Origin of the sequence: Halorubrum kocurii JCM 14978, from assembly GCF_000337355.1 — an archaeon.
In the GTDB taxonomy this organism is placed as follows: domain Archaea; phylum Halobacteriota; class Halobacteria; order Halobacteriales; family Haloferacaceae; genus Halorubrum; species Halorubrum kocurii.
The window spans coordinates 56,596-73,052 of the sequence record NZ_AOJH01000089.1; the positions used below are offsets into that span (position 1 = coordinate 56,596).

Sequence of the window (16,457 nt, forward strand, 5' to 3'; positions counted from 1 at the left end):
CAGCGCGACTGCGTCGAACCCCTCCTGCCGGCGCTGCTCGCGGCGCTTGCTCCGGCTCTCGGTCACTTCATCGAGGGCGCGTCGGGTGGCTTCGATCCGGCGTTCCACGTCGAGGACCCGGCGGTCGTCCTCGTTGTGGTACCGGAGGTCGGTCGCGTAGTCACGGGCGATGAGCTCTCGAAGCCGCGGTTTCAGGTACCGGAGGCGCGCGAGCTCGACTTGGAGCTCGGCGGCGCGGGAGCCGGCGCCCTCGGCGAACAGGTCGAGGACCAGCCGGGTGCGGTCGATCGGTTCGACCTCGTCCGGGAGCAGGTCCGAGAGCGACGCCGTCTGGCCCGGGGTGAGTTCGCCGTCGTAGATCACGGCGTCGACGTCTTCGGTCGACGCCAAGCGCATCAGGTCCTCGGCCTTCCCGCGTCCGAGTCCGTAGGTCGGGTCCTCGCGGCGCCGCTGGGTCACTTCGCCGACGACCTCGTAGCCTGCCGCGCGAGCGAGCCCGCGGATCTCGTCCGTGTCGGGATGAGTACCGGCGTCGCGAGCGGCTATCAGCGCGCGGCCGGCGTCGGGGCGACGCGTTCGGTCGTCGGTTTGCTGGCGCCTTCGGCTGTCCTCGGAGCGGTGCGTCCGGTCATCGGTGGGATCGCTTCTCGTTCGTGTCTCGTCGTCGGATCGCTCGTCTCGTGACATCGGGTTGTCGGGCGCTCACATCGGCCCGGGGAGGGGTTCGTCACCGGGGACCGCGGCCTCGCGACGACCGGCGCACAGCGGCGGTGACGAACCGAAATCGAGAGCGGTACGCGGCGGGACCGGGACGGTCACGGTCGCGCCGATCAGTCGCTGACCGAGGCCCTCCGCGGGGAACGGCTGAGCGCACGGAGCCGTCGCGTGGCCGGGGTCAACGCGAGAACGAGGGGGAGTTCACGTGACACGTTTCGAACGCCCGATATATAAGCGTTCACCGGAAACGCGGTGTGAGATCAGGACGCATATGCCGAGAGTCGGCCGATTAGACGGCGGGATCGCGGTCCGACTCAGGGAACGCGCACGTCGTGTTCGAGCGTCCCGACGCCCTCGACCGTCACCTCGACGGTGTCGCCGTCGGAGAGGGCGCCGACGCCCTCGGGCGTCCCCGTCGAGATCACGTCGCCCGGCTCCAGGGTGAGGTACGCCGTGATCTCCTCGATCAGCGTCGGCACGTCGAACATGAGGAACGAGCGGTCGCTCGACTGCTTCGTCTCGCCGTTGACCCGGAGCTCGACGCTCGCGTCGGTCGGGACCTCGTCGGGGGTCGCGAGCACCGGACCGAGCGGCGCGGCGCCGTCGAACGCCTTCCCGCGCACCCAGTTCTGCTCGCGGTCCTGGTCGTCGCGGTTGGACACGTCGTTCATGCAGGTGAACCCGGCGACGACGTCCATCGCGTCGGCGGCGGAGACGTCCTTGCACTGCTCGCCGACGACGACCGCGATCTCGGCCTCCCAGTCGATCTGGTCTTTCCCCGCGGGGACCGTGACCTCGTCGCCGTGGCCCGCCACCGCGTTCGGCGGTTTCAAGAAGAGGAGGGGTCGGTCCGGCACCTCGCTGTCGCGCTCGGCGGCGTGGTCGGCGTAGTTGCGGCCGATACAGACGATCTTCGTCGGCTCCGCGGGCGGGAGCACGTCGATCGCGGTGTCGTCGAGGGCGTACTCGGCGCCCGCGAAGGCGACGGTGTCGGTCTGGGGGTCGTAAGTCCCCTCGCGGATCGAGCCGGCCGGGTCGCGGAACCGTGCGTGGTGCATGCCTCACGGATCGGACGGCCGCCCGAAAAGCGTTCCCGGAGAGGCAAACCGGACGGGGCTACCGACCTCGGTCGACCGCGGGCTCAGCGTCGCGATCGGTCTCGTCGTCGAGTTCTGCCCCGTCGTCGAGTTCTGCCTCGTCGTCGAGCCGGGTCTCCGGACCGAGCGCGGGTCCGGCGACCTCGCCGCCGAACACCTCTCGCTGGGCGCAGTCGACGCAGTAGTGGTTGTGGCGAATCGAGTGAGTCCGGACCGGGACGCCGGCGACGACCGTCTCGTCGCGTCGCCGCCTGACGAGCCCCCGGTCGAACGCGTCGCCGCAGACGACGCACGGTTCGTCGACAGATTCGGGCGGGCGAACCACTCGGTGGTCCACCGCCCTCCGTCGGCCGAACGACGCGACTCCGTGGCGGCGGTCGAGGCGTCGGCGGACCGCTGGGGCCGCACCGAGGCCGAGCAGGGCGAACGCGAGCCCGATCAGCGCGACGGGCGGCGAACCGCTCGTGGCTCCGATAGTCGTGATCCAGCCGCCGATCAGCAACAGCAGCCCGGTCAGCAGGTAGGCCGAGACGGTTTCCACCCGTCCGCCGGACTCGCGACTCGACGGGAGGCGGGTGGGCGTCTCGTCGCCCCGGACGAGCCGATGCCGCTCGGCCAGCTTGGAGTAGTGCCACCAGCCGTACAGCAGGTTCCCGACGCCGCTGGTGGTGAGGAACAGGAGGATGTGGACGCCGACGGAGCCGATCCCCCTGTCGACGAGGACGACGCGGTCGCCGTCGTCCCGCTCGATCTCCCACCCGGCGTCGAGGTGGTCCTGAACGCGGCGACGGAAGGCGCGGTCGCTCTCTCGCGTGGGCGAGGCAGAGCGAGACGGGGACCGCTCCGCACCGCTCGACCGGCCGGACGCGGCCGCAGACGACTCGGCGCCCGACCGGGCCGTGCCGCAGTTCGAACAGAACTGGTCGTCGTCGTCGAACCGCTCGCCGCACTCGGGACAGGACGCGGGCTCGGAGGGGTCGGGGAGCCCGGCGCCGCACCCCGGACAGAAGTTCGCGTCGGGCTCGACCGCCCGGCCGCACTCGCGACACCGGTCGGTCGGCGGCGGGGCGTCGTTCCGATCGGAGGGCATCGACAGGGGGTTCGCGGGGCGGGCGGTTAACTCCTCTCCCGCTGCTCACCGTCGCCGCAGCCGGATCGAAACGTCGTTGCCGCCGAGTTCGCTCGCGCCGAAGGAGAGCTCTCCGCCGAACGTCTCGACGGTCAGCTCCGTGAGCCAGAGGCCGAGCCCGCTGCCGTGGTGGGTCGGCGTTATCTTGGAGCCGTCGAGGATCACGTCCCGCTCGTCGGCCGGGATCCGCGGTCCGTCGTCCTCGACGCGGATCGCGACCCACTCGTCGGCCGTCGACCCCGCAACGGCCGCGCTCTCGATCTGGACCCGGACCCGCGGCTCCGAGCTCGGGTTGTGTTCGATCGCGTTGTCGACGAGACTGTCGATCGCGTACCGCAGCCGACTGTCCGCCATCACCGGCCCGGAGTCAGCGACAGCGACGTCGATCGCGGCGCTCGGCGCGCGTCCACGGTGGTCCTCGACGACCGATCTCACCATCGGCTCGGGGTCGATGTCGGTCGCCTCGTCTGTCGGGTGTTCGAGGACGCGCCGGATGTGCCCGGCCTCCTCGGCCAGGCGTTCGAGCTCGTGGGCGGCGCGCTCGATCGTGGCCGCCACGTCGGTCGTCTCCCCGTCCTGACCGTCCAGTTCGGCCAGCAGCCGCGTCGTGTGGCCGGCGACGACGTTGGCGTTGTTCCGGAGGTTGTGCCGCAGGACGCGGTTCAACACCTCTAGCCGCCGCTCGTTCCGAGACACCTCCGTGAGGTCCGTGTAGACGGCGAAGCCGCCGTCGAGGCCGTCACGCGTTTCCTCGGTCCCGGCGTACGGCACCCCACGGTAGAGGAACTCCCGGAGCCCGCTCGCGGTCTCGCGGGTCACCTGCCGGTAGTTGACCTCGCCGGAGGCGGTGTTCGCGTCGAGCGCCTCCGCCTCCGCGAGCTTCCAGTCGGGGACCACCCACTCGTTGAGCGGCTCCCCGCGTATCTCGTCGGCCTCGTAGCCGAAGACGTCCACGAACGCCTGATTGACGTCGTTGACGATGGGTTCGCCGTCGACGAGATCGAACTCGACGACCGCGTCCTGCACGTGCTCGATGAGGTGGCGGTACCGGCCGACGTCCGCCTCGCCGTCGACGCGCCCGCCGATCGTCTCACGCGCCATGTCGTGGATCCACTGTCACGGGCTCCGTAAGCCGAATCGGCTGTTAAGGATGTAGTCGTGGGAAGATATTGCGACACTCGCCTCCAAATCTGATCGTTCGACTGTTTCTCACGGAATAGAGAGACGGATCAGAGATACAGGTCTCGATCCTCGCGTATCGGTTGCGGATCCGTCTCCCGGCGTCGACAGTGGCGAACCGCGGCGTCGGCTTTTATTAAGATTCGATGAGACGATCCGGACGTATCATGGAACTCACTTGGCACGGCCACTCGACGTGGCACGTCGTCGTCGACGAGACGGAACTCCTGATCGATCCGTACTTCGACAACCCGAAGACCGACGTCGACCCCGAGGAACTCGATCCGGACTACCTCCTCTTGACCCACGGCCACGCGGACCACATCGCCGACGCGGACCGGTATGAGGGCGCGACGGTGGTCGCCACCCCGGAGCTGACCGGGTACGTCCAGGACAACTTCGGCCACGAGGATGCCGTCGGCGGGATGGGGATGAACATCGGCGGTACCGTCGAGTGCGGCGACGCGTGGGTGACGATGGTCCGCGCGGACCATTCGAACGGGATCGAGACGAGCTACGGCACCTCCGCCGGGATGCCGGCCGGGTTCGTCGTCGGCGACAAGAAGCCGACCCAGGAGTCGGACCCGGACTGCACGACGTTCTACCACGCCGGCGACACCGGGCTGATGTCCGAGATGGTCGACGTGATCGCGCCGTACCTCGAGCCCGACGCCGCCGCGCTGCCGACCGGCGACCACTTCACCATGGGTCCCGCCGGCGCCGGTATCGCCGCCGACTGGGTGGGCGCCGACGTCGTGTTCCCGATGCACTACGACACGTTCCCGCCGATCGAGATCGAGACGCGGGAGTTCGTCAACGAGGTGAAGGCCGCGGGCGCCGCGGCCGAGCCAGTCGTCCTCGAGGGCGACGAGACGTACGTCCTCGAGTAGCGACACGGGCGTCTGCGGGCGACCGGTCCGCGACGGACGGGCGCGCGTTTCGGTCCGACCCGACGGTCGGTTTTTTAAGACGACGCGGTCGGAGAGCGACGCAATCAAGAAGCGACCCGAGTGAACGGCGGCGGGACTGAACGGCGCCGGGACTGAACGGCGCCGGCGGTCGGTTTCGCGATCGGCGACCGCGACGCCGCGGGGAACCGTAGAATACTATTTAAATCCGAATAAATATTACAAAACGATCGGTAGATTCCTCTCGTCCGCGCCGGCACAAAGATATTGAATATATTTAAATTAATAATAAATCAGAAGTCTTCTAAATAAAAGACGGGTAGCGTCGGATTGGTACGCCATGTCAACCGCTGATATGCGGGCTGTGATCCGCGGAGAGGGCGGCCGGTTCGTGTACGTCGTCTCCGCGCTCGCAGCGCTCAACGGACTCCTGTTCGGGTTCGACACCGGGATCATCTCCGGAGCCATCCTCTTCATCGACACGGCCTTCGAGCTGTCGCCCTTGGTGGAGGGGATCGTCGTCAGCGGCGCGATGGTCGGCGCGGCCGCCGGTGCGGCCGTCGGCGGGCAGATATCCGACCGCATCGGCCGCAAGCGGTTCATCCTCCTCTCGGCCGGCGTGTTCTTCCTCGGCTCGTTCCTCATGGCGGTCGCGCCGACCGTCGAGGTGCTCGTCGCGGGGCGGATGATCGACGGGATCGCCATCGGGTTCGCGTCGATCGTCGGCCCGCTGTACATCTCCGAAATCGCGCCGCCGTCGGTCCGCGGCGGCCTCACGTCGCTGAACCAGCTGATGGTCACCGTGGGGATCCTCTCGTCGTACTTCGTCAACTACGCCTTCTCCGACTCCGGCTCGTGGCGGATCATGCTCGGTGCGGGGATGGTCCCCGCCGTCGTGCTCGCCGTCGGCATGCTCCGGATGCCCGAGAGCCCCCGGTGGCTCTACGAGCAGGGCCGGACCGACGAGGCCCGCGCGGTGCTCCGCCGGACGCGCGACGGCGACATCGAGTCGGAGCTGTCAGAGATCGAGTCGACCGTCCAGGCGCAGTCCGGGAACGGGGTTAGAGACCTCCTCAGCCCGTGGATGCGCCCGGCGCTGATCGTCGGGCTCGGGCTCGCGATCTTCCAGCAGATCACCGGGATCAACGCCGTGATGTACTACGCCCCGACGATCCTGGAGTCGACCGCGTTCGGGAGCTCGCAGTCCATCCTCGCGTCGGTGGCCATCGGCACCGTCAACGTCGCGATGACGGTCGTCGCCATCCTCCTCGTCGACCGCGTCGGGCGGCGTCCCCTGCTGCTCGTCGGGACCGGGGGGATGATCGGGTCGCTCACCGTCGCCGGCCTCGTCTTCCAGTTCGCCGACCCGACCGGCGGGCTCGGCTGGCTCGCGACGCTCACCCTCGTCTCGTTCGTCGCGTTCTTCGCGATCGGGCTCGGCCCGGTGTTCTGGCTGCTCATCTCGGAGATCTACCCGCTCGCCGTCCGCGGGAGCGCGATGGGGCTCGTGACGGTCGCCAACTGGCTCGCGAACCTCGCCGTCGCGCTGTCGTTCCCCGTGCTGCTCGACGGGATCGGCACCCCGGCGACGTTCTGGCTGTTCGGCGTGTGCAGCGTCGTCGCCCTGCTATTCACCCACCGGACCGTCCCCGAGACCAAGGGCCGGACGCTGGAGGCCATCGAGGCGGACCTCCGCAGCGCGACCGGGTCGGCGGCGGACGCTCGTGCCGACGACTGAGCGAGCAGCCGACGACTGAGCGAATAGAGAGGACCGATCGCGTCGGCGCCGAGCGCGCTCGTCGCTCGACGCGTCCTCGCCGTTCCGATGCCGATAACCTTTATCGTCGCCAGACCGAACGGACGAACGACCATGGCAGACATCGAGACATCCACCGTTTCCGAGGAAGGTTACGCCTGCACCAGTCAGGTCGGCGAGTTCGACCTGCAGATCGACGCGACCGACGAGACCGGACCGAACCCGAACGCCGCGCTCGTCGCGACGTACGCCTCCTGTTACCTCCCGGCGTTCCGCGTCGGCGGGAGCCAGCGCGGCGCGGAGGAGCTCGGCAAGATCCAGATCGACGCGAGCGCGGAGCTCGACGACGACGACGACCTCGAGGCCATCGCCTTCGACGTCCACGTCGAGGCCGATCTCGACGACGAGTCCGCGGCCGACATCGCCGAGCGAGCCGAGGGCATCTGTCACGTCCACAGCGCGCTGCGCGACGACCTCCAGGCCGACGTCAGCGTCTACACGGGCGCGTTCTGAGCGCGGCGACTCCGGAGCCCGCGTCGGCGTCCCGACTGCATCGACCCGTTTTTTCGCGCCGTCGTCCGCCCAGCCGCGCGGCCGGGAGCAGCGTCGCCCCTCCGACAGTTTCAGGGCCGCTCGACGCCCGTGAACTCGAAGCGGGCGCCGCCTGCTTCGCCCTCCGTCAGCGTCACCTCCCAGCCGTGGGCCTCCGCGATGCGCGCGACGATGGCGAGGCCGAGGCCGGTGCCTGACGCGGAGGTCGTGGTCCCGCTCTCGAACACCTCGTCGCGTCTGTCCGCGGGGATTCCGGGGCCGTCGTCCTCGACGTAGAACCCGCCCGGGAGGTCGCCGACGACGACGCGGTCCCCGCCGTGTTCGGCCGCGTTCCGGAAGAGGTTCTGGAGCAGGCGCTCGAGCCGCCCGGGGTCCCCGAGCACGTCGCGCTCGGTCTCGACGACGACGGTCGCCGATCCGCCCTCCGCACCCTCCGCCTCGTCGCCGCCATCGCCTTCGATCGGCCCGAACGCGTCGTTCGCGTACCGGGTCGCCAGCTCGTCGAGGGAGACGGGGGCAACCGATCTCACGGCGTCGCCCTGCCGAGCGAGGGTGAGCACGTCCTCGATCAGCCGCTCCATCTCGTCGAGCGCGCTCTCGCACCGGTCGAAGTACGACTCCTCCCCCGTCTCCCGGGCGAGCCGGAGGTACCCGGAGAGCACGTTGAGCGGGTTTCGGAGGTCGTGTGAAACGATCGAGGCGAACTCGTCGAGCCGCTCGTTCTCCCGCTCGATCCGCCGCTCGTACGCCTTCCGCTCCGAGATGTCGCGACTGGAGGCGAGGAACCGGTCGTCGCCCTGCACGTCGACCCGCCGGACCTGTACCTCGACGGGGAAGGTCGTGTCGTCGGCCCGCCGGAACGTCGTTTCCAGCCGGCGCGTCTCGCCCATCTCCAAGTGCTGCCAGAGCTCGATCCCCTCCGTCGGGTCGAGCTCCGTGTCGATGTCCCAGACGTTCATCCCCACGATCTCCTCGCGGTCGTAGCCGAGCTCGGCCGCCATCACCGGGTTCGCGTCCACGATCTCGCCCCCCTCGTCGTGGATGTCGATCATGTCCGGCGAATCCTCGTAGAGCGCCTCGAGCCGGGCGGAGGTGCGTTCGAGCTCCCGCTGGCGACGGCGCTCCTCGGTCACGTCGCGGGCGATCCCGAGCACCCCGTCGAACTCGCCGTCGATGACGAGTCGCCGCAGGGCGAAGTCGACGATCGCGTCGGACCGCTCGGGCAGGTCCAGCTCGACCGTCCCGGACAGCGTTTCGCGGTCGCCCGCGACCAGCGCCGCGTACGGGCCGTCACCGTGAGCGTCCCGGAGCCGCCGTAACAGGGGGCTCCGCCGACCGACGAGCTCCTCGCGGCTCGCGTCGTACACCTCGGTGATCCGGTCGTTGACGACCGAGAACCGCCCCTCGCCGTCGTACATGGCCACGGAGTTCGGTAACTCGTCGACGAGGCGCCGGTAGCGAGCCAGGTCGCGCTCGCGCTCCTTCTCCTCGGTCACGTCGATGTGGATCCCGACGGCGCGGAGCGGGTCTCCCTCGTCGTCGCGCTCGACGACGCGGCCGCGGTCGCGGATCCACGCCCAGTCGCCGTCCTTCGTCTCCATTCGGTGGTCGCACTGGTAGTACTCCGTCTCGCCGGCGAAGTGCGCCTCCAGCGCCGCCCACACGTCGTCGAGGTCGTCGGGGTGGACGCGCCGCTCCCACTCCGAGAGCTCGAAGGCGATCTCGGACTGCTCGTACCCCAGCATACGGGCCCACCGCTCGTCGAACTGCACCTCGTCCGTGGTGAGGTCCCAGTCCCAGACGCCGACGTCGGCCCCCTCGACCGCGAGCCGGAACCGCTCGGAGAGCTCGCGGAGCTCGCGCTCGCGCGCCCGCTCCTCTGTCACGTCGCGGAAGTACACCGAGATCCCGGTCTCGGAGGGGTAGGCGTCGATCGAGAAGTCGCGTCCGAGGGCGTCGAAGCGGTACTCGAACGCGGTCCGTTCGCCGGTCTCAATCGCGTCGCGGAGGCGCGACTCGAGCTCGGTCCCGCGGAGCGATGGGAACAGCTCCCAGACGCGCTCGCCGAGCAGGTCGGCGGCGTCGCGGTCGAGCAGCTCCGTCGCCTGCCCGTTGAGGTACGTGAGCCGCCAAGACTCGTCGATGCCGCAGAACGCGTCCGTCATCCGGTCGAGGTGCTCCGTCACCCGACGCTCGGCGAGGGACCGGGACGCGGCGCACTCGACGCGGGACGCGAGCGCCGCGTAGGAGTCGTCGCCGGTCACCGGGAGGTACTCGTCGACGCCCGCGGCGATCGCCTCGCTCGCGACCGCCTCCGAGCCGCGGGCCGTGAACAGCACGAAGGGGAGATCCGCGTCCAGGTCGCGAACGGCGCGGAGGAACTCGACGCCATCCGTTTCGGGGAAGTCGTGGCCGCTGACGACGCAGTCGATCGGCTCGGTCTCGAGGGCGTCGAGGCCCTCGGCCGCGTCGTCGACCCGCGTCACCGCGAACCGATCGGCGTGCCCCTCGATAGCCGCCGCCGCGCGGTCGCCCACCGTCGGCTCGTCGGCGACGAGAAGCACCCGAACAGGTCCGGACGGCGCGTCCGACGCGAGCGGGTCCGACCCGCGTTCGTCCCGTTTTTTCATCCGTGTGCGCGTAACTCTCCGCCACAGTAATTATTTTCCATATTACATTTCGGGGCGCTCCGTCACGCCGACGCGTACGCGACGACCGCGCTGGACGCCGCGTAGCCGATCGCCGCCAGGATAACGGCGGCGACGAGCGCGACCGCGAACTCCTGAGCGACCGCGAACGCGAGGAGGTACCCGGCCATCCCGGCCGCGTTCGCGCACAGCAGCCGGAGCGTTCGGTATGACGGCGCTCGGGTCGACATACCCGTGGTACGGGTCGTCGGACCAAAAAGACACGAGTCGCCGGCCAGTCGCAGACCCCGAGCGGGCAGGGGCGGGCCGCGCGTCGCCGTTCGACCCGGATCGTGACCAAGCGGAAGCCGTGACCGGTCGGAAGCGGGGAACGGTTCACCACCGATGCCGCGGCCACCCACTCTATGCGACCGCGAGACGAGCCGACGGACCGAGGTCGACGTCCGCCCGAACCGCGAGGACCGAACGCCCGGGAGCGACCCCGCTCCCGTCGGAGGCCGGCGAGCGATCGAACCGGGTCCGCGCCGCAGAGCCTCTCGTCCCCGCTGCTCGTTCCGGGCGCGACGCTCGCCGCGCTCTGGGTCGGCGCGGCCCTCGCGGCGATGCGCGCGGCGGGGTGGCTCCACCGGGCGTGGACCCCAGCGGTGGCCCTAGTCCTCGCCGCCGTCGGAGCCGTGCTGGGCGCGGTCGCCGTCGCGCACGTCGTCGCCAGAGTCGCCGCGGGACGCGTCAGCGCGGGCCGGTGAGTCGGCGCGGGACGCGTCAGCTCGGACCAATGAGCTGCTGTGGGACGGGTCGACGTGGGCCCACGAGCCGTCGGCGACGGCGCGACCAGCGGAACCGTTTTTGGGGACGGCGTCGGAACGGACTCGTATGGTTGCCATGGAATCCGACTCGGAGCTCGACCGCGGCGACGCCGCGCCGGCGTTCGAGCTACCGGGCACCGACGGCGAGACGTACACGCTCGACTCGTTCGACGCCGACGCCCTGCTCGTGGTGTTCACCTGCAACCACTGTCCGTACGCGCAGGCGAAGTTCGACCTCCTCAACGATCTGGCGGCCGAGTACGACGACCTGGCGGTCGTGGGGATCAACCCGAACGACGCCGCTGAGTACCCCGACGACTCCTTCGAGGCGATGCGCGAGCGCGTCGCCGACGGCACGATCGCGTACGACGCGTACCTCCGGGACGAGACGGGCGCGGTCGCGGACGCGTACGACGCGGTCTGCACCCCCGACCCGTTCCTGTTCGGCCGCGACGGCGACGCGTTTCGGCTCCGGTACCACGGCCGACTGGACGACGCGTTGAACCCTGACGACGAGCCGACCGAGTACTACATCCGCGACGCCGTCGACGCCGTCCTCGCGGGCGAGGAAGTCGGAGTTCCGGACCGCCCCTCGCGGGGCTGTTCGATCAAGTGGCCGAGCGAGTGAGGCGGCCGTTCGACCAGGCAGTCGGGCGATCGGACGTGGACCCCGGCGGCCGGCGGCGATCTTCTTAAATAACCCGCATCGGAGCGGCGGCGATGTGGAGTTGAGCGGTCCACGGTCGGTCCCCGTCGTTCCGTTGGCGAGGACTCGAGAGGCGAACTGCCGACTGTCAGCCGCTGTAAACCTTTTGAGGGTTGCTAACATCTATCAGGATATATGAGCGAGAATCGGGAGACTGTCACCGGGATCCGGGAGTCGGGCCGGGTCGACATCGACGCCTTCGAGCGTCGAGTCCGCGAGGAGGCCGACGGTCTCAAAGAACGGCTCGCGTCGGGAACGTTCGATAACCGACAGGCGACGATCGGCCTCGAATACGAGTTCTACGCGGTCGAGTCGGACAGCTACCGGCTTCGACGCGTCCCGCGGTCGCTGCTCGAGTGCCTCGGGTTCGAGCGCGAGATCGGCCTCCACAACGCCGAGCTCACCTCCGGCGTGCATCCGTGCAGCGGGGCGGGGCTGTCGGCGCTCAAACTGGGCACAGAGGCCAAGATACGGAGCTTCCAGCGGCAAGCGAGCGAGGCGGACATCAGATTCGTCAGCGACGGGATGTGGACGATCGGTCCCGCGACCAACACGACCGAGGGGTATCTTACCGAGGCGACTCACGAGGAGGGGATATCGCTCGCGATCAACGTCAGCAACGCCGTCAGATACCACGGCTTCGCCAGCGTCGACGAGCACACGCCGGTCGCGGGGACGGTCGCGCTTCCGGGGGCGACGATCGAGGCCGACACCGCCGGTCCGGTGAGTCTGACGGCGTCGATCCAGCCGCACGTGCAACCGCGTCGCGCCGCCGACCTGCCCGCGTATCACAACAACGCCCTCCGGGTCGCCGGCCCGGTGCTCGCGATCGCGGTCAACTCGCCGTTCCTGCCGCCCGACCTGTACGACGACGGGGCGCTGACGCGCCGGTTGCTCCTCGAAGACACCCACGCCGAGACCCGCGTGCCGCTCTACGAGGGGCTTATGAACCCCAAGCGCGGCGAGCCGAAGGTCCGGTTCCCCGAGGATATCGACACCGCCGCCGAGGCGGTCGACCGGATCGCCGCCGACGCCGTCATCGTACCGGCCCTCATCGAGGGAGGCGAACGGTTCGACGACGCGTTCGTCCACTTCCGCCACAAACACGGGAGCTACTGGCGGTGGGTGCGGCCGGTGTTCGACGGGCCGTCTGCGGCCGACGCGAGCGCGCGGATCGAGTTCCGACCGCTTCCGGGCCAGCCGACGCTCCCCGACACGATCGCGCTCGTGGCGGCGGTCGCCGGACTCCTGACGGGGCTCTCGGTCACCGACCATCCGGTGACGGACCTGCCCTGGGCGGTCGCCCGAGAGAACTTCTACGCGGCCGTCGAGGACGGGCTGTCGGCGGATCTGGAGTGGATCACCGCCTCCGGCGACCGGACCTCGGAGACGGGACGCCTGTACGAGGACCTGTTCGACGTCGCCGTCGCCGGGCTCGAAGCGCGGGGACTGACAGCCGACGAGGCGACCGCCCGACTCCGGCCGCTCCGCGACCGCGTCGACGCCGGAATCACCCCCGCGCGATGGAAGCGCGAGGCCGTGCGGCGGAGCCTGGACGCGGGGGCGCCCCCCGACGACGCGGTCAGAGACGCGCAGCGGGCGTACATCCGCGAACAGGGGGAGCGGTTCTACGACGGCTCGCTCGTCGACTGGCCCGCCGGGTGACGCGTTCGAGGAGGGGCGAGCGGACGCGGTCGGGGAGCGGCGAGCGGACGCGGTCCTCGTCGACGGGCGCCATCTGTGGGGTCGGTGCGCGTCGGTGCGCCTCGCTGAGGCGCCCCGGATGCGATCCTACAAGTCGGTCCGGCGGAGAGCGGTCGCATGGCACGCGTCACGGTCTGGAACGAGTACCGCCACGAACGCGAGAACGACGCGGTCGCCGAGGTGTACCCCGACGGGATCCACGCGGTCGTCGCTGACGCCCTCCGCGAGGCCGGCCACGAGGTCCGCACTGCGACCCTCGACGAGGGGCCGGACCACGGGCTCACCGAGGCGGTCTTAGACGACACCGACGTGCTCACGTGGTGGGGTCACGCCGCCCACGACGAGGTGCGCGAGGAGGTCGTCGACCGGGTTCACGAGCGCGTCCTCGACGGGATGGGACTGTTGGTGCTCCACTCCGCGCACTACTCGAAGATTTTTAAACGGCTGATGGGGACCAGCTGCTCGCTCAAGTGGCGCGAGGCCGCCGAGACCGAGCGGCTGTGGGCGGTCGAGCCGGGTCACCCGATCGCCGACGGGATCGGCGAGTACATCGAGCTCGACGAGACGGAGATGTACGGCGAGCGGTTCGACGTCCCCGCGCCGGACGCGCTCGTGTTCAACTCCTGGTTCGCCGGCGGCGAGGTGTTCCGCTCCGGCTGCTGTTACCGGCGCGGAAACGGGCGGGTGTTCTACTTCCGCCCCGGGCACGAGACGTACCCGATCTACTACGACGACGACGTGCGGCGGGTGCTCCGGAACGCCGTCGAGTGGGCGGCGCCGGGCGACGGGCCGACGCCCGACTTCGGCAACGCCGACCCGATCGAGGAGATCGACACCGACGACGACCGGACGGTCCACTGACCGGGCGGTCGCGGGAGCGCCACGCCTGCTTCGCGGTCAGCTCTCGTCGGCGAGCGCCGCCGGCCGGACGGGGTCGAGCCCGCGTCGGTCCAGTTCGGCCTCGATCTCGTCGACGCGGGGCGCGACGACCCCGGGCTCGTGGCTGTCGGTGCCGACGCTCACTCGGAGGCCCGCGTCGACGAGGCGGTCGAGGAACGCCGGCGCCGGGTGGAACTCTCCGTAGGCATCGAGCAGGCGTCCGGCGTTTATCTCCGGGACGGTCCGCGAGTCCCGGAACGCCTCGGCGACCGCCGCGTAGTGGTCCTCGGTCGCGAACCCGCGGAGGTGCGGGTTGCGCTCGATCAGGTCCGGGTGCGCGGCGATCGCGAACAGCTCCGAGTCGACGAGCCCGACCAGCTTCTCGAAGTAGCGGTCGACGAGCGCCCGCCGTTCGTCGGCCGGCTTGTCGGCGAAGTGCGAGCGCGTGTGAACGTTCGCGCCGTCGAGCTCGTGGACGCTCCCGATCGCGTAGTCGAACCCCGCCTCGGCGAGGAACTCGGCGATCGCCGTCTCGTGGTCGGGGTCGTAGTCCACCTCCGCGGCGTCGAACACGTCGACCCCGACGGCGGGGTCCGCGCGAAGCCGCTCGATCGCCTCGCGCCGCCGCTCGTAGGTGAGGTCGAGGTTGAAGCCGAGCGCCCGCTTGAACCGCTCCGCGTCCGGGTCGGGCGAGACGTTGCAGTGGTCGGCGATCCCCACCCCGTCGAGCCCGGCGTCGGCGGCGGCGTCCACCATCCGGCGGAGGAACGCGCCGTCCGAGTAGTTCGTGTGGACGTGGTAGTCGTGCACGGGCCGAGTTCGTCCCGGACCGACTCGTAGTTTCGGGTCGGGTGCGAGCTCGTCTCACGGCCCGCCGGCCGACGCGCGGGTCAGTACCCGGTCCCGAGCGCCCGGTTGGCGACGAGCACGGCGAACGTGACCCCGAACAGGGCCGCCAGGATCGCGAAGGAGACGCCCCAGTCGAACAGGTCGGCGGCGAGCCCCACGCCGACGGAGCCCGCGGAGCCGATCACGGTGTAGACGGTCCGAACGAGTCCGAATCCGGTGCCCCGCTCCGCGTCGCCGAGCGCGTCCATGAACCGCGGGTCGATCGCGGAGAAGAAGCTCGCGCCGGAGCCGGCCAAGAGCACCGCGACGGCGACGCCGACGCGTCCGGGAGCGACGACGAAGCCGGCGGTGCCGACCGTGCCCGCCAGCATCGCCGCGCCGATGGCGGCGTCCCGGCTCACGCTGTCCGAGAGCCGACCGAGCCCCACCTGCGCGACGGCCCGGACGACGAAGAACGCGGAGAAGACGCCGGCGGCGCCCGACGGCGAGTAGCCGCGGAATTCGACGAGGAACGTCGGGAGGAACGACATCACGCCCTGCACGACGTACGTGCCGACCATCGCGACGAACAGCGGGAGGAGGACGCTCGGCCGCGAGAGGAGTTCGACCAGCGGCGCGAGCGCGAACCGCTCCCGCATCGGCTGGTCGGGCCGCCGGGGTTCGGTCGGGCGGACGCGCCACGCGAACAGCAGGACCACCGGCGCGCCGACCAGCGCGGCCAGGGCGACCGCGGGCCGCCAGCCGAGCCGGACACCGACCCACGCGGCCGCGACGGGCGCCGCGAGCCCGGCGAGCGGCCCGCCCACGGAGTGGAGCCCGAACGCCGTGCCGATGTCGTCGAAGGTCCGGGAGAGCAGCGTCGTCGCCACGGCGTAGTGGAGCCCGGCGACGAGCCCCAACAGCACCGCCGCCAGCACGAACGCGGGGAAGACGGGCGCGAGCGCGAGCACGACGCTCATCGCCGTCGTGCCGCCGACGGCGACGAGGATGACGCGCCGCTCGCCGTACCGGTCCGCGAGTACGCCGCTCGGGAACTGGGCGGCGCCGTACGCCAGCCACATCCCGGAGAGCGCGACCCCGATGGCGGTGTTCGACACCGTGAAGTCCTCGACGATCAGCGGGACGACGGGGCTGATCGCCAGCCTGGCGAAGTAGGTCACCAGGAACGCGAGCATACACAGCGAGAGCACCGTGTGGCGGTACCGCCAGCTCATCCGACGGTCACGGCGAGTCGTCCGGCCGGTCGGCGGTCAACGCTTTCGGTTCCGGACCGCGCCGCGGCCGAGGGTCACTCCCCGCGCGAATCGGTTCGGTGGCCTCCCTCGGTCGGGCGTTCCCGCAGCCGGTCCGCGATCGCGGCGCCCGCGGTCCGGGGATCCGGCTCCGCGATGTCGACGCGGTCGCCGACGGCGACGCGACCCGGCTCGATCACGTCACAGCAGAGCCCGCCGCGCTCGGTCAGCGCCCCGGCCAGCCCCTTCTCGCCGGCCAGTTCCTCGACGTGCGCGCAGGGCGGCCGCCGGCGGG

14 protein-coding genes and 2 pseudogenes are annotated in these 16,457 nt (G+C 70.4%); 6 read left to right on the plus strand and 10 right to left on the minus strand.

Features of this window, described 5'->3' with window-relative positions; genetic code table 11:
* Positions 1-312: 312 nt before the first annotated feature.
* From C468_RS19255 to C468_RS14745, 4 genes and pseudogenes are all read right to left on the minus strand, one after another.
* Positions 313-687: pseudogene (locus C468_RS19255) on the minus strand (HflX-like GTP-binding protein); the annotation flags it as partial.
* Positions 688-1,031: 344 nt separating this feature from the next.
* The gene (locus C468_RS14735; protein ID WP_008849698.1) at positions 1,032-1,775 is read right to left on the minus strand and encodes a fumarylacetoacetate hydrolase family protein; all 744 of its coding nucleotides are present in this window, start codon (positions 1,773-1,775) and stop codon (positions 1,032-1,034) included.
* Between the two features lie 58 nt (positions 1,776-1,833).
* Positions 1,834-2,904 (minus strand): zinc ribbon domain-containing protein, encoded by a 1,071-nt coding sequence (locus C468_RS14740; protein WP_008849699.1) that lies wholly within the window; start codon positions 2,902-2,904, stop codon positions 1,834-1,836.
* Between the two features lie 45 nt (positions 2,905-2,949).
* Entirely contained in the window at positions 2,950-4,044 is a 1,095-nt protein-coding gene (locus C468_RS14745; RefSeq protein WP_008849700.1) for a PAS domain-containing sensor histidine kinase, read from the minus strand.
* 245 nt (positions 4,045-4,289) lie between these two features.
* Here C468_RS14745 and C468_RS14750 point away from each other — a divergent pair, with 245 nt between their 5' ends.
* From C468_RS14750 to C468_RS14760, 3 genes are all read left to right on the plus strand, one after another.
* Positions 4,290-5,012 carry a metal-dependent hydrolase gene (locus C468_RS14750; RefSeq protein ID WP_008849701.1) on the plus strand — a complete coding sequence of 241 codons (723 nt, stop codon included), beginning with the start codon at positions 4,290-4,292 and terminating at the stop codon, positions 5,010-5,012.
* Between the two features lie 358 nt (positions 5,013-5,370).
* Entirely contained in the window at positions 5,371-6,768 is a 1,398-nt protein-coding gene (locus C468_RS14755; protein WP_049912258.1) for a sugar porter family MFS transporter, read from the plus strand.
* 132 nt (positions 6,769-6,900) lie between these two features.
* Positions 6,901-7,299 carry an OsmC family protein gene (locus C468_RS14760; protein ID WP_008849703.1) on the plus strand — a complete coding sequence of 133 codons (399 nt, stop codon included), beginning with the start codon at positions 6,901-6,903 and terminating at the stop codon, positions 7,297-7,299.
* Positions 7,300-7,409: 110 nt separating this feature from the next.
* On the opposite strand, the gene C468_RS14765 is transcribed toward C468_RS14760, so the two are convergent.
* From C468_RS14765 to C468_RS18185, 3 genes are all read right to left on the minus strand, one after another.
* The gene (locus C468_RS14765) at positions 7,410-9,968 is read right to left on the minus strand and encodes a hybrid sensor histidine kinase/response regulator (protein ID WP_008849704.1); all 2,559 of its coding nucleotides are present in this window, start codon (positions 9,966-9,968) and stop codon (positions 7,410-7,412) included.
* Positions 9,969-10,030: 62 nt separating this feature from the next.
* Positions 10,031-10,216 carry a hypothetical protein gene (locus C468_RS14770; RefSeq protein WP_008849705.1) on the minus strand — a complete coding sequence of 62 codons (186 nt, stop codon included), beginning with the start codon at positions 10,214-10,216 and terminating at the stop codon, positions 10,031-10,033.
* A gap of 420 nt (positions 10,217-10,636) precedes the next feature.
* Complete coding sequence (locus tag C468_RS18185) at positions 10,637-10,870, minus strand: hypothetical protein (RefSeq protein WP_152422935.1); 234 nt, start codon at positions 10,868-10,870, stop codon at positions 10,637-10,639.
* On the opposite strand from C468_RS18185, the gene C468_RS14780 reads away from it, so the two are divergent.
* From C468_RS14780 to C468_RS14790, 3 genes are all read left to right on the plus strand, one after another.
* Positions 10,860-11,420: a thioredoxin family protein gene (locus C468_RS14780; RefSeq protein ID WP_049912259.1), complete on the plus strand. Its 561-nt coding sequence runs from the start codon at positions 10,860-10,862 to the stop codon at positions 11,418-11,420. The genes C468_RS18185 and C468_RS14780 overlap by 11 nt on opposite strands.
* A 213-nt stretch (positions 11,421-11,633) precedes the next feature.
* Positions 11,634-13,163, plus strand: a complete 1,530-nt coding sequence (locus tag C468_RS14785; protein WP_008849708.1) for a hypothetical protein — start codon at positions 11,634-11,636, stop codon at positions 13,161-13,163.
* A gap of 156 nt (positions 13,164-13,319) precedes the next feature.
* Positions 13,320-14,063 (plus strand): ThuA domain-containing protein, encoded by a 744-nt coding sequence (locus C468_RS14790; protein WP_008849709.1) that lies wholly within the window; start codon positions 13,320-13,322, stop codon positions 14,061-14,063.
* A gap of 36 nt (positions 14,064-14,099) precedes the next feature.
* Here the strand turns inward: C468_RS14790 and C468_RS14795 are convergent, their stop codons facing one another.
* The 3 genes and pseudogenes from C468_RS14795 to C468_RS14805 all read right to left on the minus strand — a co-directional run.
* Positions 14,100-14,891 (minus strand): PHP domain-containing protein, encoded by a 792-nt coding sequence (locus C468_RS14795; protein WP_008849710.1) that lies wholly within the window; start codon positions 14,889-14,891, stop codon positions 14,100-14,102.
* 80 nt (positions 14,892-14,971) lie between these two features.
* Positions 14,972-16,144, minus strand: coding sequence for an MFS transporter (locus C468_RS14800; protein WP_008849711.1), 1,173 nt, complete (start codon positions 16,142-16,144; stop codon positions 14,972-14,974).
* 74 nt (positions 16,145-16,218) lie between these two features.
* Positions 16,219-16,457, minus strand: a pseudogene (locus tag C468_RS14805) (MOSC domain-containing protein); the annotation flags it as partial.

What these genes read in the sequence shown, in the direction of transcription:
- C468_RS14735 (WP_008849698.1), bottom strand. Translation starts at nt 1,775, where the DNA reads ATGCACCACGCACGGTTCCGCGACCCGGCCGGCTCGATCCGCGAGGGG.
- C468_RS14740 (WP_008849699.1), bottom strand. Translation starts at nt 2,904, where the DNA reads ATGCCCTCCGATCGGAACGACGCCCCGCCGCCGACCGACCGGTGTCGC.
- C468_RS14745 (WP_008849700.1), bottom strand. Translation starts at nt 4,044, where the DNA reads ATGGCGCGTGAGACGATCGGCGGGCGCGTCGACGGCGAGGCGGACGTC.
- C468_RS14750 (WP_008849701.1), top strand. Translation starts at nt 4,290, where the DNA reads ATGGAACTCACTTGGCACGGCCACTCGACGTGGCACGTCGTCGTCGAC.
- C468_RS14755 (WP_049912258.1), top strand. Translation starts at nt 5,371, where the DNA reads ATGTCAACCGCTGATATGCGGGCTGTGATCCGCGGAGAGGGCGGCCGG.
- C468_RS14760 (WP_008849703.1), top strand. Translation starts at nt 6,901, where the DNA reads ATGGCAGACATCGAGACATCCACCGTTTCCGAGGAAGGTTACGCCTGC.
- C468_RS14765 (WP_008849704.1), bottom strand. Translation starts at nt 9,968, where the DNA reads ATGAAAAAACGGGACGAACGCGGGTCGGACCCGCTCGCGTCGGACGCG.
- C468_RS14770 (WP_008849705.1), bottom strand. Translation starts at nt 10,216, where the DNA reads ATGTCGACCCGAGCGCCGTCATACCGAACGCTCCGGCTGCTGTGCGCG.
- C468_RS14780 (WP_049912259.1), top strand. Translation starts at nt 10,860, where the DNA reads ATGGTTGCCATGGAATCCGACTCGGAGCTCGACCGCGGCGACGCCGCG.
- C468_RS18185 (WP_152422935.1), bottom strand. Translation starts at nt 10,870, where the DNA reads ATGGCAACCATACGAGTCCGTTCCGACGCCGTCCCCAAAAACGGTTCC.
- C468_RS14785 (WP_008849708.1), top strand. Translation starts at nt 11,634, where the DNA reads ATGAGCGAGAATCGGGAGACTGTCACCGGGATCCGGGAGTCGGGCCGG.
- C468_RS14790 (WP_008849709.1), top strand. Translation starts at nt 13,320, where the DNA reads ATGGCACGCGTCACGGTCTGGAACGAGTACCGCCACGAACGCGAGAAC.
- C468_RS14800 (WP_008849711.1), bottom strand. Translation starts at nt 16,144, where the DNA reads ATGAGCTGGCGGTACCGCCACACGGTGCTCTCGCTGTGTATGCTCGCG.